At 65.8% G+C, this 19,388-nt stretch carries 18 protein-coding genes and 1 pseudogene; 7 read left to right on the top strand and 12 right to left on the bottom strand.

Annotated features, from left to right (window positions below):
* Nucleotides 1-75: 75 nt before the first annotated feature.
* From chvE to araB, 4 genes are read right to left on the bottom strand one after another with little or no spacing between them, the layout of a single operon-like run.
* Nucleotides 76-1,170, bottom strand: coding sequence for a multiple monosaccharide ABC transporter substrate-binding protein (gene chvE / locus ACFYOW_RS20590; RefSeq protein ID WP_040698588.1), 1,095 nt, complete (start codon nucleotides 1,168-1,170; stop codon nucleotides 76-78).
* 16 nt (nucleotides 1,171-1,186) lie between these two features.
* On the bottom strand, nucleotides 1,187-2,581 hold the full coding sequence (locus ACFYOW_RS20585; RefSeq protein WP_387290138.1) for an L-fucose/L-arabinose isomerase family protein: 1,395 nt from the start codon (nucleotides 2,579-2,581) through the stop codon (nucleotides 1,187-1,189).
* A 32-nt stretch (nucleotides 2,582-2,613) separates the two neighbouring features.
* Nucleotides 2,614-3,279 (bottom strand): L-ribulose-5-phosphate 4-epimerase, encoded by a 666-nt coding sequence (locus ACFYOW_RS20580; protein ID WP_387290137.1) that lies wholly within the window; start codon nucleotides 3,277-3,279, stop codon nucleotides 2,614-2,616.
* Entirely contained in the window at nucleotides 3,276-4,946 is a 1,671-nt protein-coding gene (araB, locus tag ACFYOW_RS20575) for a ribulokinase (protein WP_387290135.1), read from the bottom strand. The genes ACFYOW_RS20580 and araB overlap by 4 nt, the downstream gene beginning before the upstream one ends.
* A 675-nt stretch (nucleotides 4,947-5,621) precedes the next feature.
* On the opposite strand from araB, the gene ACFYOW_RS20570 reads away from it, so the two are divergent.
* From ACFYOW_RS20570 to ACFYOW_RS20555, 4 genes are all read left to right on the top strand, one after another.
* Nucleotides 5,622-6,560: a P-loop NTPase fold protein gene (locus ACFYOW_RS20570; RefSeq protein WP_387290133.1), complete on the top strand. Its 939-nt coding sequence runs from the start codon at nucleotides 5,622-5,624 to the stop codon at nucleotides 6,558-6,560.
* 639 nt (nucleotides 6,561-7,199) lie between these two features.
* The gene (locus tag ACFYOW_RS20565) at nucleotides 7,200-8,546 is read left to right on the top strand and encodes an IS21 family transposase (RefSeq protein ID WP_387291390.1); all 1,347 of its coding nucleotides are present in this window, start codon (nucleotides 7,200-7,202) and stop codon (nucleotides 8,544-8,546) included.
* Nucleotides 8,543-9,394 (top strand): IS21-like element helper ATPase IstB, encoded by an 852-nt coding sequence (istB, locus tag ACFYOW_RS20560; RefSeq protein ID WP_387290131.1) that lies wholly within the window; start codon nucleotides 8,543-8,545, stop codon nucleotides 9,392-9,394. Before ACFYOW_RS20565 ends, istB begins: the two co-directional genes overlap by 4 nt.
* Nucleotides 9,395-9,446: 52 nt before the next feature.
* Nucleotides 9,447-10,514 (top strand): P-loop NTPase fold protein, encoded by a 1,068-nt coding sequence (locus tag ACFYOW_RS20555; protein ID WP_387290129.1) that lies wholly within the window; start codon nucleotides 9,447-9,449, stop codon nucleotides 10,512-10,514.
* A gap of 49 nt (nucleotides 10,515-10,563) precedes the next feature.
* Here ACFYOW_RS20555 and ACFYOW_RS20550 read toward each other — a convergent pair whose 3' ends face one another.
* Nucleotides 10,564-11,406: an alpha/beta fold hydrolase gene (locus ACFYOW_RS20550; RefSeq protein ID WP_387290127.1), complete on the bottom strand. Its 843-nt coding sequence runs from the start codon at nucleotides 11,404-11,406 to the stop codon at nucleotides 10,564-10,566.
* Between the two features lie 92 nt (nucleotides 11,407-11,498).
* Between ACFYOW_RS20550 and ACFYOW_RS20545 the strand changes: the two genes are divergently transcribed.
* Nucleotides 11,499-12,065 (top strand): TetR/AcrR family transcriptional regulator, encoded by a 567-nt coding sequence (locus tag ACFYOW_RS20545; protein ID WP_387290125.1) that lies wholly within the window; start codon nucleotides 11,499-11,501, stop codon nucleotides 12,063-12,065.
* 316 nt (nucleotides 12,066-12,381) lie between these two features.
* Here the strand turns inward: ACFYOW_RS20545 and ACFYOW_RS20540 are convergent, their stop codons facing one another.
* Nucleotides 12,382-13,857, bottom strand: a complete 1,476-nt coding sequence (locus ACFYOW_RS20540; RefSeq protein ID WP_387290122.1) for a glyceraldehyde-3-phosphate dehydrogenase — start codon at nucleotides 13,855-13,857, stop codon at nucleotides 12,382-12,384.
* A 60-nt stretch (nucleotides 13,858-13,917) separates the two neighbouring features.
* Nucleotides 13,918-14,043 carry a hypothetical protein gene (locus ACFYOW_RS20535; RefSeq protein ID WP_387290120.1) on the bottom strand — a complete coding sequence of 42 codons (126 nt, stop codon included), beginning with the start codon at nucleotides 14,041-14,043 and terminating at the stop codon, nucleotides 13,918-13,920.
* 365 nt (nucleotides 14,044-14,408) lie between these two features.
* Here ACFYOW_RS20535 and ACFYOW_RS20530 point away from each other — a divergent pair, with 365 nt between their 5' ends.
* Nucleotides 14,409-16,211 carry a serine/threonine-protein kinase PknD gene (locus ACFYOW_RS20530; protein WP_387290118.1) on the top strand — a complete coding sequence of 601 codons (1,803 nt, stop codon included), beginning with the start codon at nucleotides 14,409-14,411 and terminating at the stop codon, nucleotides 16,209-16,211.
* A 373-nt stretch (nucleotides 16,212-16,584) separates the two neighbouring features.
* Here the strand turns inward: ACFYOW_RS20530 and ACFYOW_RS20525 are convergent.
* The 4 genes and pseudogenes from ACFYOW_RS20525 to ACFYOW_RS20510 form a co-directional block, all read right to left on the bottom strand.
* Nucleotides 16,585-16,797: pseudogene (locus tag ACFYOW_RS20525) on the bottom strand (cold-shock protein); the annotation flags it as partial.
* A 16-nt stretch (nucleotides 16,798-16,813) separates the two neighbouring features.
* Nucleotides 16,814-17,026 carry a hypothetical protein gene (locus ACFYOW_RS20520; protein WP_387290117.1) on the bottom strand — a complete coding sequence of 71 codons (213 nt, stop codon included), beginning with the start codon at nucleotides 17,024-17,026 and terminating at the stop codon, nucleotides 16,814-16,816.
* 315 nt (nucleotides 17,027-17,341) lie between these two features.
* Complete coding sequence (locus ACFYOW_RS20515) at nucleotides 17,342-17,629, bottom strand: hypothetical protein (RefSeq protein ID WP_387290115.1); 288 nt, start codon at nucleotides 17,627-17,629, stop codon at nucleotides 17,342-17,344.
* Nucleotides 17,630-17,666: 37 nt separating this feature from the next.
* Nucleotides 17,667-18,089, bottom strand: a complete 423-nt coding sequence (locus ACFYOW_RS20510; protein ID WP_387290113.1) for an Hsp20/alpha crystallin family protein — start codon at nucleotides 18,087-18,089, stop codon at nucleotides 17,667-17,669.
* A 147-nt stretch (nucleotides 18,090-18,236) separates the two neighbouring features.
* Between ACFYOW_RS20510 and ACFYOW_RS20505 the strand changes: the two genes are divergently transcribed.
* Nucleotides 18,237-18,593, top strand: coding sequence for a MerR family transcriptional regulator (locus ACFYOW_RS20505; protein ID WP_387290111.1), 357 nt, complete (start codon nucleotides 18,237-18,239; stop codon nucleotides 18,591-18,593).
* 377 nt (nucleotides 18,594-18,970) lie between these two features.
* Here ACFYOW_RS20505 and ACFYOW_RS20500 read toward each other — a convergent pair.
* Nucleotides 18,971-19,388: zinc-binding dehydrogenase (locus tag ACFYOW_RS20500; RefSeq protein ID WP_387290110.1), on the bottom strand; the 418-nt coding region annotated here is incomplete at its 5' end.

The following is a 19,388-nucleotide window of genomic DNA, read 5'->3' as shown; positions in this document are numbered from 1 at the left end:
CCCGAGGGGCCCTCCGTGGTTACGCAGGCTGCCTCCTCCGGGCCCTAACTCGGCCATGCGGGCATTTCCTGGCCGTCAGGCGAAGTCGCGTTCGGAGTAGTAGCCGGAGTCGATCAGCACCTTCCGGTAGTTGTCCTTGTCGACCGAGACCGGCTGCAGCAGATACGACGGCACCTTCTTGGCGCCGTTGTCGTAGGAGGTGGTGTCGTTGGTTTCCGGGGTGCCGCTGGTCAAGATCGCATTGACCATCTGCACGGCGCGTTTGGCAAGGTCACGGGTGTCCTTGAAGACGGTCATGGTCTGCTCGCCCGCGATGATCGACTTCACCGACGCCTTCTCGGCATCCTGGCCGGTGACGACCGGCATCTTCTTATCGCCCCTGCCGTACCCGACCGCCTTGAGTGCCGAGACGATGCCGATACTGAGGCCGTCGTAGGGCGACAGCACCGCATCGATATTCGTGGTGGAGTAGTTGGCGCTGAGCAGGTTCTCCATCCGGGACTGGGCGGTGGCGCCGTCCCAGCGCAGCGTGGTCACCTGATCGATGGCGGTCTGCCCGGAGCGGACCACCAGCTTGCCGGAGTCGAGATAGGGCCGGATCACCGACATGGCGCCATTGAAGAAGTAGTAGGTGTTGTTGTCGTCGGGGGAACCGGCGAACAGTTCGATCGAGAACGGGCCCTTGCCATCCCGCAGGCCGAGCCGGTCCACGATGTAATTCGCTTCCAGCACACCGACTTTGAAGTTGTCGAAGGTGGCGTAATAGTCGACATTCGCGGTGTCGCGGATGAGCCGGTCGTAGGCGATCACCGCGATCTTGTTCGTCTTGGCCTGCTGCAATACGCCGGTGAGCGATTTGTTGTCGATCGCCGCGATCACCAGTGCCTTGACGCCCCGGGTGATCATGTTCTCGATCTGTGAAACCTGCGTTTCGATGACGTCCTCGGCGTACTGCAGATCGGTGTCGTAGCCGAGGTCCTTGAACTGCTTGACGATATTGTTGCCGTCGGCGACCCAGCGTTCGGAGGATTTCGTCGGCATGGCGATGCCGATCATGCCGCCGGCCGCGGACGAATTACCGCTGTCCTCAACGGAACACGCGGCGGCGGCCAACAGCGCGGCGACACCGGCGGCGCCGGCGAAGAGTCCGCGTCGGTTGATAGTGGGCATGGGCACAACTCCTTGACTAGACCTGGACGAACTCGATGCCGGCGAGCTGACAGAAGACCTGCCAGTCGGCGGCGTGGTGGCCGATATTCATGACCTGGTGATGCGGCCCGCCGGCGGTGAGCCAGCCGTCCATACAGGCCCGAACGCCGCTCGCGGGGCGGAACTGGCCATAGGGCATCTCCAGTGCGGGCAGTTCCTGGCTGTCGAGCACGGTGCCCTCGGCCACCACCAGCCGGAACTTTTCGCCGCCGAGCGAAACCAGACAGGCCAGCGTCGCGGGCCCCGGCCGGTAGCGGAACAGGAAGGTCGGCGGCTCGTCGAGCTTGCCGATGCCGAGCTCGCGCCGGATCAGCCGGACCGGTTCATCGGTGCGAGCGATGCGCCAATTCCCCTCGCCCATATGGCTCATCAGAATCGAGTCGGAGGGAAAGTCCATCGCATACATCTCGGTGAAATGGCCGTCGCCGATCAGCTGATGTCCCGCGTAGACCATGGCGGCTGCCATCGCATCGCCTTCGGCGCCATAGCCGTATCCCTTGGCCATCAGACTCGACGCCGCGGCCAGTGGCAGCCGCTGGAACCGGCCGTCCTCGCCGATCGCGTCGAAATGCGTCGAGTACGCACCGTAGCCGCGATCGGTGAGAATGCGTTCGATGGCGATCTGCATCCGGGCGTGGTCTTCGCGTTCCGCTCCGGTCAGCGCCGGATCTATCGCGAATTCCCGGTCCTCCCAAGCCATCAGCGCCGCCACGTCGTCGTCGGACACTGCCTGGCTGCCGCGGTAGAGGTCGCCGGGAGCGACGAAGCTGATCTCCGGGCCGAGCGCCCGCAGCAGCGCGTTCTCGTCGACGCGGATATCGCCCATATCGTTCATGGCATAGCCGAATACGCCGACCTTCAGTGACCGCCATGCGGTGACCGCGCGTGCGGCTCGCGCCCAACGATCAACGCGCACAGCGAATTCCGGTGTGCGCCAATCGTCGGTCACCACGGTGAACGGACGGTCGGCGCGGACCATCGCATTCGCGGTGTCCTGAGCGCCATGGATGCCCTGGTTATAGGTCATATCCGCCATATCCCAGGCGGGGGTGACGGAGGGTTCGGGCTGAATATTGGCCAGTAGCACCGGAAGTCGGTTCTCGTTGAACAACCGGGCCACCCGCATCGCCGGGCCGTAGGTGAGCATCACCACCATGACGCCGTCGAGATCGGCATTGACGAATTCGCGCATGACCGCCTCGGCGTCACGCCGGTCCTTGACCGGGCGTCCGACGGTCCAGTCGGCGAGATCGGCGAGTTGTTCGGCGATATCGTGGGCGTAGCGGTCCTGGCGCTCGGCGATGCCCGGGATCATGTCGTCGTAGAGGGCCTGCATGATGCCGAGTAGGCCGATGCGCGGTTTCGGGTTCATCGAGGACGTACTCCTTTGTCGGCGGCCGGAAATCAGTGCTGGCCGTATACGTTCTGGTAGCGGTCGTGCAGGCTGTCCACATCGGCCTGCGCGAGGGGGACCGGTTCACCGAGTTGGCGCGCGATATGCACGGTGCGAGCCACGTCCTCGCACATGACGGCCGCCTTGACCGCGGCGCGGGCGTCGCGCCCGACCGCGAAGACGCCGTGATTGCGCATCAGGACGGCGGGGGAGCGGTGGCCCGACAGCGTCGCGACCACACCCCGGCCGATATCGTCGTTGCCGATGAGTGCGAAGGGGCCGACCGGAATTTCGCCGCCGAACTCATCGGCCATCGCGGTCAGCGCACACGGAATCGGTTCCGCGCGTGCGGCCCACGCGCTCGCGTAGGTCGAATGGGTATGCACCACACCGCCCACCTCGGGCATTGCCCGGTAGATGTAGGCGTGCGCGGCGGTATCGCTGGACGGTGACAGATCGCCCTCGACCAGCTTGCCGTCGAAATCGCAGACCACCATCGAATTCGGGGTGAGTTCGTCGTAGGACACCCCGCTCGGCTTGATGACCAGCAATTCCTCCCCGGGTACCCGGGCGGAGACATTGCCCGCGGTCCACACCACCAGCCCCCAGCGCAGTAGTTCTCGATGCAGATCGACCAGTTGCTCACGCAGGCCGGTAATGGCGGTTCGCTCACTCATGCGGTGGCGACTTCCCTTCGTGCGTCGTTACGGATGCGCCGCAGCCGGTGCAACACCTCGGTGCCGCCGCGGCCGAAATGGTCGTGTAGGGCTTGGTATTCGGCGTAGATGGCGTCGTAGGCGGCGGCGCGGTCGGGATCGGGGAGGTAGGCATTCCGGTGCACCCGGCCCATCGCCTTGGCGGCGGCACGGACATCCGGGTAGGCCCCGGCGGCGACAGCGGCATGGATGGCCGAGCCGAGCGCCGGGCCCTGATCCGAACCGATGATCGACAGCGGTAACCGCGTCACATCGGCATAGATCTGCATCAGCAACGAGTTCTTCAGCAGGCCACCGGCGATCACGAGTTCGCGAACGGGAACGCCTGCGGCATTGAAGGTTTCGATGATGGTGCGGGTGCCGAAGGCGGTGGCCTCCAGCAATGCGCGATAGATGTCCTCGGGTTTCGTCGCAAGGGTGAGGCCGACCAGGATCCCGGACAGGTCGTGGTCGACGAGCACCGAGCGGTTTCCGCTGTGCCAGTCCAGCGCGACCAGGCCGTGCTCACCGACCCGCTGCCGCTGCGCCAACTCACTCAAATATGCGTGGGCGTCCATGCCGAGCGCGGCGGCCTCGGCGTGATAGCGCCCCGGCAGCGACGAGTCGACGAACCACGCGAAGATATCGCCGACCCCACTCTGTCCCGCCTCGTATCCCCAACTGCCACTGATGATTCCGCCATCCACCACCCCGCACATCCCAGGCACCTCGGCGAGGTGGTCACTGTTCATGACATGACAGGTGGAGGTGCCCATCACCGCGAGCAGCTGCCCATTCTCGACAGCCTGCGCGGCGGGCGCGGTGACATGCGCGTCGACATTGCCGACCGCGACCGCGATCCCGGGCCGCAGCCCCGTCCATCCCGCTGCCCGCTCGGTCAGGCCACCGGCACGGCCTCCGAGCGGGGACAGCGGGTGGACCAGCTTGCCGACGGCGAAGTCGGCGAAGTCCGGATTCAGCGCAGCGAGGTAGTCGCGGCTGGGCCAATTCCCGTCCTGGTGAATTCCCTTGTAACCAGCCGTGCAGACGTTGCGTGTCTCCGTGCCGCACAGCTGCCAGACGATCCAGTCCGCCGCTTCGATGAAGCGCTCGGCCCGGGCATAGATTTCCGGATCCTCTTCCAACATCTGCAGCGCCTTGGCGAACTCCCATTCCGCCGAAATCTTGCCGCCATACCGATTGATCCACGGCTCGGCCCGTTCGTGGGCGAGGGTGTTGATCCGATCCGCCTGCGCTTGTGCCGCATGGTGTTTCCACAACTTCGGGTACGCGTGCGGACGGTCCGCAAACTCCGGCACCCGACACAACGGCGTCCCGTCGGTAAGCGTGGGCAGCACCGTGCACGCCGTGAAATCCGTAGCGATCCCGATGACATCGGCCGGGTCGACCCCCGAGTCGGCCAGCGCCGCCGGCACCGCCGTCCGCAAAACGTCGAGGTAGTCCTCAGGATCCTGCAACGCCCAATCCGGCGGAAGCTCAACGCCTGTCACAGGCAGGATGCGATCGATGACCCCATGCCGGTATTCGCTTACCGCACTACCGAATTCGACTCCATCCCGCACCCTGACAACAAGTGCCCGCCCGGACAACGTCCCGAAGTCGACACCGACCACATACTCGTCCGCCACTGTGACGCTCCTAACAATGTTAACGCAAACATTGTTAGCGCGAACATTTGCCCCGTGTCAAGGACTCAGCTGTTTAGTGCGTTGTGATCGCTCACGTTGCGGTCGGTGTCCACCCGACAGCGGCCGGCGGCCGGCGACTCGGCGGCGACGGGGTACTGCGCGGCAACGGCGGCGGCCCGTGCGCACGTACGCGGGGCAGACTCACGCAAGGGCTCGATCGCTCTGGACTAAGATTCGCGTGTCCAAGCGAGATCCGGTATCAAGGGGAAGCGAGCTCGGGGGTGGGGATGGTGAATGCTGGATCAGGCTTCACCCATCGATCCATACAACTGCGCACGCTCGGCATGTGAAGGCGGCGCTATGACGAGTCCCGTCCATTCGTCCATCACATATCTCGGAACGATTGGGGGCGTTCGCTATTCGGTCGCTCGCACGAGTCGGCCATGGGAACTGGACATAGATACGATTGTCGTATCGGTCGGCAGTGCGCTCGGCAACCTCGGTCGTTCGTTGCAGCTGCAATTCCCGCGAGCTAGGTGGGATTCCATTGCTTTCGAGCAGATCACCCCGGATCGACCAAGTGTGTTGTTTCTGGAAGATCCGGAAAGTGGCGGCGCAACACTGCGATGGGCGGTCCTTGTCACCCCTCGTGCGGAGGCTAATGACGCCGGAGACGTGACCGATGCCTCGGTATCGCTCGCAATCAGCAGCGCGATCGGTGTTGCCGCCGAGAACAAGGCAAGGAGAGTCGGAGTTCCGCTGTTGGGTGCCGGAGCGTTGGCTGAGCCCGCAAGCCGAATTGCGGCGATCGTCGTTCCCGCCCTCGTCGATGCACAGCGACAACTGCCGAGGAGCACCATTGACGAGGTCGTGTATCTCGCGTCGTCCGATGACGTTGCCGATCCGATCGAACAGGAATTCAACCGGATCGTCCGCGCAGCGGAAGTGGCCAATTCCTCCGTGGAGCTTGCTGGTGGAGTCACACGAGACCTGGTCGATCCCAGCCAGGGGATCCCGCTGACCGACGACGAATTGGGCTTCGCTCCGTACGTCTCGATGCTGGCCACAGTCATCGCCGACCGGGAAACGCCGTTGCCGCTGTCGGTCGGCATCTTCGGCAAATGGGGTTCAGGCAAGAGCTATTTCATGGCGATGCTGCGAGATCGGATTCGCGGGCTCGCGAACTCCGGTGACACCAGATACCAGCGGGAAATCGTGCAGATCGGATTCAACGCTTGGCATTACGCGGATAGCAATCTGTGGGCCAGTCTCGGCGACGAGATATTCCGGCAACTGGCCGAGCCGGAATTGACATCGCGGGAACGGTCCGAGCAACTGCGTACCGAACTCGTCAAAAGGCTCGACCAGAGACGGCATCTGGAGATGGCGACACAGGATGCGCGGGTTACCGCCGCCGCGCTACAGGAAGAGATCGACCGGGCCATTGCCCAGCGCGAGGCCAGCGCGGCGGATCTCATTGTCGCGCTGCGGAACTCTGCGGAGTTCGGTAGCAGGGTCGATGGCCTGTGGCGGCAGCTCGGCATTTCCGATCAGGTGGAGCAGGCGAAGCTCTTCGCCGCGCAGCTGCAGGGAACGTTGACCGAAGCAGACTGACTGCGCCGGGCCTCGGCCGATCGTAAGGGGCGCATCGCCCTTGTCGTCGCGGTTGGTCTGCTCGTGGTCGGGGTAGTTGCGGCGGCACTGGTACCGGCGGTGCGGGAATGGGTGACCGCGGTCTTCGGGGTGGTGACACTGGGCACCGGCGGTCTAGGCATCACTCTGCTCACTCGAGCCCGCGGCGGACTGCGTGGCCTACGCCAGGTCACCGAGGATCTGCAGTCCGAGTGGAGTTCGGCGACCGCGGCGGCCATCGGCGAGGAGATGTCGGACAAGCTCGCCGCGTTGCGCGACGCCGAGGCCGAACAGCGTGTCGCACAAGCACAACTCGACGATGTCGTCGCCCACGTGGGTGAACTAGGCCGACAGCTGGCTCAGCTCACACCGGGCCGTCGGCTGTACGCCTTCCTGGCCGATCGCGCCCGAAGCGATTCGTTCGCGGGCAATCTGGGGCTTATCTCGACGATTCGGAAGGACTTCCAGCAGCTTGACGGCGCTCACCGAACTTCCCCACTTCACGCTCACCGATATTCCCCATTTGTCCCGTGTGGCTCCGCCGTGAAGGGCGGGCCTCCTTCGATGCTGGTGGTTACCACACCTGACCAGCGCTTTCGTTCGGAGGAGGCCCGCTTTTCCATGTTGACACGTGAGGAAGATGTGGAAATCAGTGCCCTGCGTGCACGGGGGTGGACGATCTCGCAGATCGCCCGGCATACCGGCCGTGACCGAAAGACCATTCGTGCGTATCTGGCCGGGGAACGTACCCCTGGCGTGCGGAAACGGCATCTGCCCGATCCGTTCGATCCGTTCGTCGATTACGTGACCGCGCGTCTGGAAGAAGACCCGCACTTGTGGGCGCAGACGTTGATGGATGAGCTGGAGCCGCTGGGTTTCCCGCTGTCGTATCAGTCGTTGACACGCAACATCCGCAACCGAAAACTGCGGCCGGTGTGCCAGGCGTGCCGGACCGCGACCGAACGCCCCAACGCCGTCATCGCGCACCCGCCCGGCGGTGAAACCCAATGGGACTGGGTCGATCTGCCGAATCCGCCGGCCACGTGGGGGTGGGGCGCGAACGCGCATCTGCTGGTCGGGTCCCTGGCCCATTCGGGCCGGTGGCGTGGCTATCTCGCGCCGTCCACCGATCAGCCGCACCTGATCGAGGGCCTCGATCGCGTGGCCCGCGCCCTCGGCGGGGTGAGCGGGTCGTGGCGGTTCGACCGCATGTCGACGGTCTGCCATCCCTCCAGCGGGCAGGTGACCGCGTCGTTCGCCGCGGTAGCGAAGTACTACGGGGTGGTGCCGGTGATCTGCCCGCCCCGTCGCGGGAACCGCAAAGGCGTGGTGGAGAAGGCCAATCACACTGCTGCGCAACGCTGGTGGCGCACTCTGGCCGACGAGGTGACCGTCGAGCAGGCCCAAGCGAGCCTGGACAAGTTCTGTTCGCTGCGCACCGACACCCGGCTGCGGCCGACCGCTGACGGCCGGGCGAGTGTCGCGACCGTTGCCGCGCGAGAACCGTTGCGGCCCTTGCCTGCCCAGGCGTATCCGGCGATGGTCGCCGAGCCCCGGGTCGCCTCGCGGCAGGCGATGATCTCCTGGCGCGGTAACCGTTACTCGGTGCCTCCGGAACTGGCCTCGGCGACGGTGATCGTCGCGCAACCGTTGCGCGGCAACATCATCGACATCGCCACCACTGCCGGCATCGTGATCGCCCGCCACGCACGCGCCGCCGATGGTCTCGGCGCGACCGTCCGTGACCACGGCCACGTCGTGGCCCTCGATGCCGCCGCGATGGCGTCGGCGAACACCGGGCGCCCTCACCGCCGCAAAGAACGCATCCCACCCGGCGACGCCGCCCGAGCCGCAGCTGCGGCGTTGCGCGCCGCCGCCGACCCTGCCAACGGTTCGGCCGCCACCAACGCCACCGTCACCGATCTGGCCGCCTACGAGCGCGCCGCCACAGCCAGGAGCCGAAAATGACCAGCCCTACCCCGAAGAAAACCACCCGCCGCGCCACCAAAGCCGTCGGTGCCGAGGAAACCGCGACCCGCTACCAGCAACTCCGGTCGCACCTGGCCACGCTGAAACTCCACGCCGCCGCCGAGGCACTGCCATCGGTCCTCGAAGATGCCACCACGCAGAACCTTTCGGCGACAGCGACACTGGAGAAGCTGCTGCGGATCGAGGTCGACGACACCGAGGCCCGCCGCCTGGCGGGCCGGTTGCGGTTCGCCAGCCTGCCCACCCCGGCGTCGCTGGCCAACTTCGACGTCGACGCCGCCTCCGGCATCGACCGGCCCCTGCTCGACGAACTCGGCACCTGCCGCTACCTCGAAACCGCCACCAACGTCCTGCTGATCGGAACCCCCGGCACTGGAAAGACCCATCTGGCAACGGGTCTGGCGCGGGCCGCCGCGCACGCCGGTTACCGCACCTACTTCACCACCGCCGCCGACCTGGCCGCCCGCTGCCACCGCGCCGCGATCGAGGGCCGCTGGGCCACCACCATGCGCTTCTACGCCGGCCCCGCGCTCCTGGTCATTGACGAATTGGGATACCTGCCGTTGCCCGCCGAGGCCGCTTCCGCTCTGTTTCAGGTTGTGTCGCAACGATATTTGAAAACCTCGATCGCGATCACCACCAACCGCGGCGTCGGATCCTGGGGCGAAATCCTCGGCGACAACACCGTCGCCGCCGCCCTCCTGGACCGCCTGCTACACCGATCGATGGTCATCAACCTCGACGGCGACTCCTACCGCCTGCGCGACCACCAAGCCACCGCCGACAACCTCCGCCGAGCCACCACCGGCAACCGCGAACCCCTATAATCGACACCGCTCACGGGTGGGGCATTTCGGCGAGCCCGGTTGGGGAGATTCGTTGAGCGCAGTCAAGCTCGCCGAGCTGATGCGGGAGTGGCGGGACAAGCCCGAGGAATGGGCGGACCACCGCAGGCCGGTCGACCGAATCGTGTTGTATATCGATGATCTCGATCGGTGCCGTCCCGACCAGGTCGTCGAGGTACTCCAGGCGGTACACCTGTTGCTGGCCTTCGAACTCTTCGTCGTCGTGGTCGGAGTCGACCCGAACTGGCTGCTCCGTTCGCTGCGCAGTCAGTACGCCGATTTGCTGCACGACGGGCTCGGGGGTCCGGCGGAAAACCGGCACACACCCGAAGACTATCTGGAGAAGATCCTCAACATTCCGCTTGCGTTGCCCGCCATGCCCTCTGGGAGCCTGGACCGCTTGCTCCGCTCGTTCTCTACCGTCCGAGCCGAGGTCCGGTCCACCGAAACGTCGGACAGTCAAGGCGCCGAAGACAATTCACCTGCCAGTCGGCCCGACTCCGGCCAAGTTGCGGCTGCGGCCGACATCACCATCGAGACCGGATCCGAGGTCGACGCACAACGGCGGGCGGGTGGCCGGATCGAACGGCCTCGACCGCTCACCGAACCTGAGATAACTCTGCTGGCCGCCCTCGACCCGCTGATCGACACACCGCGTGAAGCCAAACGTCTGCTCAATCTCTATCGCATGGTGCGAGCGACTCGCGACTTGTCCGAGGCGTCACGGTTCCTCGGTATGGACGGCCGCCCAGGGGAGTATCAGGCGGTGGTGGTCCTGTTCGGGCTGCTCACAGTACGCGCGCATCTGCTCGGCAGTGTGCTGGACGCCCCGCCCGAGCCAGCCAACGGGACCGACGGTGGCCTCACGCACCGTCCGCGTGAGACGTCGTGGGATCGGTTCGTCGCCGGCGTCGAACCGCAGCGGTCCGAACAGATCTGGGCGAACCGGATCGTCGGGCCATTCCCGGACAGCCAACTCGCGGAGTGGACCCGTCTGCACCGCGGTCTTGTGCGGGTATCCACCGTTGCCGACCTAGCCGACTTAACCGACCTGCATGCTTGGTTGCCGCGAATCCGCCGTTTTTCCTACCTTCTGCTGTGAGCCCTCCGGCGGGACACGGCGCGGTCCGTGACCCCGCCGGAGGTGATGTTCAGGAGCGGACGAAGCGCAGCAGTGCCTCGTTGACCTCCGCGGCGTGGGTCCACAGGAGCCCGTGCGGGGCTCCCTCGACCTCGACGTAATCGGCCTCCGGGAAGGCTTCGTGGAAGGGGCGTCCGGTCGCGTCGATCGGCAGGATGTTGTCCTTGGTGCCGTGCAGGATCAGCGCGGGCTTGCCCGAGGTGCGGACCGCGGCGACGTCGGCGCGGAAGTCCTCGATCCAGGAGGAGACGACCGCGTATGCGGCCACCGGCGCCGAGACGGTCGCGGTGTTCCAGCTGGCGGTGACGGCCTGCTGGCTGATCCTGCTGCCGAGTGTCTCGCCGAGGTTGTAGAAATCCTCGTAGAACTTGGTGAACCAGGCGAACCGGTCGGCGCGGGCGGCCTCGGCGATACCGTCGAAGACCTCCTGCGGTACACCGGTCGGGTTGTCGTCGCGGCGCACCAGGAACGGTTCGAGTGAGGCGAGGAAGGCGAGCTTGGCGACACGCTCGTGGCCGTACCTGTTGACGTAGCGGGCGAGTTCGCCGGTGCCCATGGAGAAGCCGACGAGGATCACCTCGTGCAGGTCGAGTGTCTCGAGCAGCGTGTTGAGATCGGCGGCGAAGGTGTCGTAGTCGTATCCGGTGCCGACCTTGCTCGACTGCCCGAAGCCGCGCCGATCGTAGGTGATGACCCGGTAGCCAGCGGCGATCAGCTCGCGGGACTGCCGCTCCCAACTGTGGCCGTCGAGTGGGTAGCCGTGGATGAGCACGATCGGCTGACCGGTCCCGTGGTCTTCGTAGTAGAGCTCGATCGGCGTGCTGTTCTCGGTTCCGACGGTGATGGTGGCCATTGCCATCCTCCTGAAATCAGCTGGAGAACGGTCGTTCTCCGGACTGTGCATTACAGTAGAGAACGCACGTTCTCAGCGCAAGGGGAATGACCATGATCGACGACACGGCAGCTCGGGAGCGGGTGCTGGAAGCAGCCGACCGACTCTTCTATGCGCGCGGAGTTCAGTCCGTTGGCATGGACGCGGTCCGAAGCGACGCGGGGATATCCCTGAAACGGATCTACTCCCTGTTCCCCTCCAAGGACGACCTGATCGTCGGCGTCCTGCACCGCCGCAGGGCCCAATGGAACGACGGCATCGCCGCCAGCGCCGAGAACGCGGTCACCGCACGCGAGAAGGTCCTGTCCGTCTTCGACTTCCTCGACATGTGGTTCCGCCAGCCGGACTTCCACGGCTGCGCCTTCATCAATATTTTCGGTGAATTGAGCGCCGGCTCGCCGAACGTCACTCGCGCCGTGCACGAACACAAAGACGGCTTCCAGCGATACCTCGCCCAACTGGTCCACGACGCGGGCGCCCCCGAGGCCGTCGCTGCGCAGATCGCGATCCTCGTCGAAGGGGCCCAGACCACCGCCGCCATCGCAGGGCAACCCGCCGCCGCCGCAAACGCCCGCGCTGCCGCGGCAACCCTTCTCGACGCCGCCTGCGGGGCTACCTGACCGCTTGGAGCTGACCGGCCGAACTCACGTCTCAACGATCGAGTCTGCGCTACTTCCCGGCGTGGCAAGTGATCACGGCCTTGGCTGACGGTCGGATCCCGTGTCGTCGAAATTTAGGGGGTGCGAACGGCCACGGCGACACCTGCGGCGGGCTGACCAAGCCGGGTGAAAACCCGTGGACCGTCGACGGGTTGGGGCCGCATTGCCGTCGCGGGTCGCGGCGTTGGCGACGGCGAGTAGCGGCGTGAGTCACGCCGCTACTCGCGGAAAACCGCTATGGCAGAACAGGTTTCGGCCGAACGTGTCGTTGTGCGGACTACCGCGCGGCGGCCGCGGGAACGGCGGCGCGATCTTGCGCGCCCAGCTGCGGGTAGGTCGGGTACTCGATGCCCGAGATGAACTGCACCGTCCGCACCACCTGGCACGAATAGCCGAATTCGTTGTCGTACCAGAGGTACAGGATCGCGGTGTCGCCGTCGACGATGGTGGCATTGGCATCGACGATGGACGCCGCGCGGGATCCGATGAAATCGCTCGAAACCACATCGGTGGCCGCGGTGTAGTCGAGGTTGCGGCTCAGCGGTCCGGACAGCGATACCCGGCGCAGGTACTCGAGCACTTCGCTCTTCGTGACCTCCCGCTCGAGCTGCAGGTTCAGGATCGCGACCGAAACGTCCGGTGTGGGAACGCGAATCGAGTTGCCGGTGATTTTGGCCTTGAAGTCCGGCATCGCCTTCGCGACCGCGGATGCGGCGCCGGTTTCGGTGAGCACGAGGTTGAACGGCGCGGAGCGACCACGACGGTCGGCCTTGTGGAAGTTGTCCAGCAGGTTCTGGTCGTTGGTGAAGGAATGCACCGTCTCCACGTGACCGCGGACAATGCCGTACTCGTCATCCATCGCCTTGAGCGGCGGCACGATCGCGTTGGTCGTGCACGAAGCGCACGAGTAGATCTGCTCGGACAGATCGAGGTCGCGGTGGTTGACGCCGTGCACGATATTCGGAACGTCGCCCTTGCCCGGGGCGGTGAGCACGACCTTCGCGATGCCGGGCCGCAAGTGCTGCGACAGGCCCTGACGGTCACGCCACTTGCCGGTGTTGTCGATCAGGATCGCCTCGTTGATCCCGAACTCGGTGTAGTCGATCGTCGTCGGATCATCGCTGTAGATGAACTTGATGACGTTGCCGTTGGCGATGATCGTGTCGTTCTCGGCGTCGACCTTGATCGTTCCATTGAACTGGCCGTGCACCGAATCCCGCCGCAGTAACGACGCCCGCTTGGCCAGATCCTCCTCGCCGCCCTTGCGCACCACAACGGCCCGCAGGTTCAGCCCATTGCCGGAACCGACCTTCTCGATGAGCAGACGAGTGACCAGACGACCGATCCGACCGAAGCCGTACAGCACGACGTCCCGCGGTCCCTGCGACTCGGCCTTGTTGCCGTCGGTGACATCGGCCAACACTGCGGCGGTGAACTCCGGAATCGATAGCCCGCGATCGTCGGTGCGATACGTCATCACCAACCGGCCGAGGTCGATCTTGCACGGCCCCAGATCCAACGCGCTGAGCACTTCGAGGAACGGCAGCGTCTCCTCGATCGACAGTTCCTCACCCTCGATCTGCCTCGCGAACCGGTGCGTCCGCAGAATGCTGATCACCGATTTGTTCACCAGCGACCGGCTGTGCAGGAGGATGGTCACCCCCTTCTCGCGGTACAGCCTGCCAATGATCGGAATCATCGCCTCCGCCGAAGCCTCGTGAGCGTTCCAGCGGTCAAGATGGTCGTTCGTCAACACAAGCCCCTCGGCGTTCCTCGATCTGTACGAGAATCGATGCTATCCAGGGCCGCGGTATCACAAGGCCCCGATACCCAGTTGTGAGGTCGGCGTCCGTGTACCTTCGCGCCAGCGGCGATGCAGGCGGGCGGCAAGGGCTGGGCCGGGCTCGACCGCGGTGACGATGGCGCTGGTCTGAAGCATCGGCCCGTTGCTAGCCCGGTGCCGGCACCGAGTTCGACGAGCTGGTGCCGCGACACAGCGCGCGGCGTGGAGTCGTTGCCATAGCGCGGCCGGTTGGCGGCGCGATCGTAGAGCTCGGCGTGGGCATGGAAGTGCAGCGGTTCGAGCACCGAGCACCGAGCACCGTAATCGGTTCGCTGTCGGACGGGCCTTTTGTGCAATATGGCCCAGGCCTCCGAGCGGTGTTGGACGGCCGGATTCACGAAAGTTGATCGTATGGCTCAGAGGTACGCTGAAGTTGCTAGAGGTTTGTTGGCGGATCTCTCGACACGATCCGCGCACGGCAAGTACACCGTTTGCCAGTCGGGTGGTCACGGGACGGCACAATGGATGACACGGCAGTGAGTGGCGGGGACGCCACGCGAGGGTCAGCGGAGACGTTCGGACGCTATCGGCTGCTGTCGCTGCTGGGTCAGGGCGGCATGGGCCAGGTGTGGCGGGCGCATGATTCGCTGACCAACCGGGTGGTGGCGCTCAAGGTGTTGCCTGAGCGCTTCGCCGATGACGAGCAGCTGCGCGAGCGGTTCCGCCGGGAGTGTCGGGCGGTAGCGCAGTTGACCGAGCCGCATGTAATCCCCATCCACGACTTCGGCGACATCGACGGTCGGCTCTATCTGAATATGCGCTTGATCGAAGGCACCGACCTGCGCAAGGTGATCACGGAAGAAGGGGCCTTGTCGCCGCGGCGAGCAGTGGCGATCATCGCACAGGTGGCCGGCGCGCTGCAGGCGGCCCACGACGCCGGGCTGGTCCACCGCGATGTCAAACCCACCAACATCCTGCTAGGGGCCGATGAGTTCGCCTCCCTGATCGACTTCGGGATCGCCCACGCCGCCGACGACCGTACGCTGACCACGATCGGCGAGACCATCGGCACCATCGCCTACATGGCGCCGGAGGAGATCGGCTCGGAGATCAAGACCGATGCCCGAGTGGACGTATACGCGTTGACGTGCGTGCTGTATGAGTGCCTGACCGGCCGGCCGCCGTTTGCGAGCGCAGCGGGGGTGCAGGGCGTGATCGCCCATCACCTGCACACCCCGCCGCCGCGTCCCAGCACCACCACACCCGATGTACCGCCTGCGTTCGATGCGGTCATCGCCAAGGGAATGGCCAAAAACCCCGACAAGCGTTACCAGACCGTGCGCGAGCTGGCCGCGGCCGCCTGCGCCGCGGTAGACGATTCCGCGGCCGGCGCCACCGGGGGCGTGGATGCGCGCCATGCGCGGCGAATGAGATTGTCGCCCAAGACCGCCGGGCTGCTCGCCGTCGGGGCCGTGGTTGCGGTGTTGGCTGCCGTAGCGGTGATCGTCGGCGTCCAACGGGAGTCAGGCGGCGGTGGCAACTCGCCGGCAGCTATCTCGCCGGCCTACTCGCCACAGATTCCGCTGCCGTTCACCGGCGTCAGCCTGCCCACCGGTGTGGCGGCCGACACTGCGGGGAACGTGTTCGTCACCGACATGGGTAACGATCGGGTGGTGAAATTGGCGGCGGGCGCGTCGGCGCCGTCCCCGCTGCCGTTCACCGGCCTGAAGAATCCCCAAGGTGTGGCGGTCGACGCGGTGGGGAACGTATTCGTCACCGACACGAGTAACGATCGGGTGATGAAGTTGGCGGCGGGCGCGTCGGCGCCGTCCCCGCTGCCGTTCACCGGCCTGAAGAGTCCCCAGGGGGTGGCGGTCGATACCGCGGGAGACGTATATGTCACCGACCAGGGAAATGATCGGGTGGTGATGTTGGCGGCGGGCGGGTCGGCACCGACCACGCTGCCGTTCACCGGGCTCAAAGATCCCCACGGTGTGGCGGTCGACACGGCACGCAACGTGTACGTCACCGAATTGGGCACCGAGCGGGTGATGATGTTGGCGGCGGGCGCGTCGGCACCGACCACGCTGCCGTTCACCGGGCTCAAAGATCCCCAGGGTGTGGCGGTCGACGCGTCGGGTGACGTGTACGTAGTCGACTGGGACAACAAATGGGTGGTGAGGTTGGCGGCGGGCGCGTCGGCACCGACCACGCTGCCGTTCTCCGGCCTGAAGAATCCGCAGGATGTGGCGGTCGACGCGGCGAACAACGTGTACGTCACCGACTTGGGCCCCAATCCGGTGGTGAAACTCCCGGTCGGTTGAGTCGAGCAGTGCCGCGGCGATCCGGCGCATCGGCGGTATGGCTGTCAGCGCATCGCCGCTAACGGCGAGACCGAGCGGGTCGGGTCGATGGGGCGTTCATGACGGTGTTCCACCATGATTCGAGGGGGCTGGGTTCGGGCCAGTGCACCACCGGTATGCCATCGAGATCGGTTGTGTCCGTGCGTGTTCGACGCGCAGGAAGGTCTGCCGAAACCCGGCCGGGGGTTGGGAGTGTTGCTGTCACGAGGGATGTCTCCGATCATGCGGCGCGGTCGCGGCACGGTGTACTGCGGACGGCTCGGTGCGTGATGTCGAGGCGCGTGGCGTCGATATGTGGGCCGCGTGGTTTGGTGCGGGCGCCGGGGTAGGTGAGGACCTGGGTGGCTTCGGGGCCGCGGGCGGTGTCGGTGGCGGTGAAGACGACCGGTTGCCCGGAGGTGAGGGTTTTGTAGCCGGGGGTAGCGATCACGCGGTAGTCGACGAACACCGCGTCACCGGTGTCGGGGGTGATGAACCCGAAGCCTTTCTCGGCGTTGAACCAGGCGACGTGGCCGGGTTGCCAGCGGCAGTCCGCGCCGGTGTGGATGTGGGGGTGGATGGGCTCAGTAGGTGAGGATGTCGTGGTCATCGGCGGGTGGGGTGATCCAGGCTTGGTCGATGCGGTCGGTGATATCGGCCGTGTCGAAGGCGGCACGGATGCGTTCGGCCAGCGGGTGCAGCGCGCTGGTGTCCAAGCCGATATCGCGATCGGTGTCGTCGACAGGGATGTTCTGGTCGGCGCGGTCGAGGTCGCTGCCGGCTGCGAATGTGGTCATGACACTTGGCCTCCTCCGACGTTGTCGCGGGGTCGATCATCCGGCGAACGGGCCGGGTGGGCCCGGAAGTGCTGACCGGGCCCACCCGTGGATGGAAGGATCTGTGACGTGCTCTCGCGGGCGGGCGCGACGCGGTTTCGGCCTGGCTGCCACATCAGGTGGCTGTGCACGCCCGGCCAGGGCCACCCCGGTCGAACCGGGAGTCCTCGGGCTGCGGGTCTGTGCTGGTGGGCAGGCTTCGGGCCACGCGTTCCACCCGGTGAGAACGATTTTCTTGCTGTAGGACGGGCATCACCTCGCTCTCATCGCTGGTAATCATGCTGCCGGGACAGCGGGACCCGCGATAGCCGGAGGGCTTCGCTGGGTGGCCCGCCCGGTAGTGGGCCAGCGGCCACGCAACCGGGCGAAGTATTCGCAGTGCACTGGCCCAAGCCGGGGCCCCGGCTTGGGCACCGGGACCGGCGGGGTGCTCGGTGCTCGCGCGAGGGCGTCGCGCAGGACCTGCTCGACCTCGCCGAAAAGCTGCTCGAGGTCGGGATCGAGATCGAGCAACACGGCGTCGAGCGGTTCAGTGCCGGACAGGCTCGAGTTGGTGTAGGTCATGACGCTGCCTCCTACGGGGAAGCGCCGGGCCGGGTGCTCAGGCGTTGATGGCTTGGCGCTCGTGATCGTGGCGGGCGATCTCGATCTTGCGGGGTTTGGCCTTCTCCGCCACCGGGATCACCAAGCGCAGTACCCCGTCGCGGTAGTCGGCGCGGATCGCGTCGGTATCGAGGTTCTCGCCCAGAAACAGTTGGCGGGCGAACACTCCGCGGGTACGTTCGGCGGCGATCATCGACCGCTGCGAGTCCAGCTCTTGTCGCGAAGCCCGCACTGTCAGCACGTTGCGTTCGATATCCAGATCCAGCGAGTCCGGGTCGATGCCGGGCAGATCGAGTTCCACGAAGAACTCGTCCCCCTCACGCCAGGCGTCCATCGGCATCGCAGCCGGCCGTGCCGGTGTGCCGAACACCTGCTGGGTCAAACGATCCAGATCACGGAAGGGATCGGTGCGCATCAGCATGGTCGCCACCTCCAACTCACTCCAATCTCCATTGTCAAGGCAGATAACCTATGTCATCTGGCATAGATTTGTTTTAGCACTCGATACCGAAGAGTGCAAGAACCTAAAATAGAAAATCTGATAGGACATCGAAGGTAAGGAAGAGGTATGCCGCCACGCTCGCATCCCGGGTCGCATCTGCCTGATCCCGCGCAGGCCGTCTACGGGATATCGGTCACCGCGGAGCTGGCCGGCATCGGGATCCAGACCCTGCGCCTGTACGAACGCCACGGGCTGCTCATTCCCGCCCGCAGCGAGGGCGGCACCCGCCGCTATAGCAGCGACGACCTCGCCCGCCTGTACCGCATCACCGCCCTGGCCGCCTCCGGGATCAACCTGGCCGGCATAGCGCGCATCCTCGATCTCGAAGACCTCAACGCCGACCTCCGCGCCGACAACGACCGCCTGCGACACCACACACCGGACCGAGCCACGGGCCTCGACGCCGCCGACCGCGAGAACTGACAGCAATCGCTACCAGAGGCGGCGCCAGCGCGACCTGGCAGACGTGCACTAACTCGCTGCCGACCCGCGACGACGGGCAGCCCGAGCTCGCGGACGAGTTCTCAGACGCTTACCCAGATGCACCAGACGACACTGCCGAGGGAAACACCACGTAGCTGATCCGAATGATCCGTCGACCGGAGCGCTGGAGTACGACGGAGGCGCCGCGCGGCAGTCGCATCGGCAGTGACTGCCGGTGCCGCGAGACGGGATGTGGGCGTGTTGTTCGCGTCAGGCGGCGGACTGACGATTCCGGTGTCGGTGAGCCGGTAGTGCACAGCGGAACGCCAGCGAAGCTTCGCCGGTACCACGCCTGCCTCGACCGGGACCGGCGAGCGTCAGTCGGTGGTCACCTTGATGATCGTTCTGCCGCGGGTGCGTCCCTCGGGGCTGAAGGCCGCGGGGGCGTCGGCCAGGGGGCGGACGGCGTTGACCAGAGGGATGAGCCGGCGATCGTGGAGGCGGGTGGCCAGTTGGGCCAGTTGCTCGCGGTTGGGTTCGACGACGAAGAAGATGGCTCGGCCGTCGTGGGGGTGGATGGTGGGTGGATCGGTGATGGTGACGAGGGTGCCGCCGGGGCGTAGTAGCGCGGTGGAGCGGTCGCGGATGTCGCCGCCGATCACGTCGAGTACTGCGTCGACCTCGCCGACGTCCTCCAGGAGTTCGCCGTCCAGGTCGACGAACTTGTGGACGCCGAGATCGCGGGCCGCGTCCCGGTGTGTGGCTCGGCCGGTGCCGATGATGTGGGCTCCTGCC

This window comes from Nocardia sp. NPDC006982, from assembly GCF_042869435.1.
Lineage (GTDB): Bacteria > Actinomycetota > Actinomycetes > Mycobacteriales > Mycobacteriaceae > Nocardia.
The sequence above is the reverse complement of the archived record's forward strand: the minus strand, read 5'-3'. Positions and strand labels throughout refer to the sequence as shown.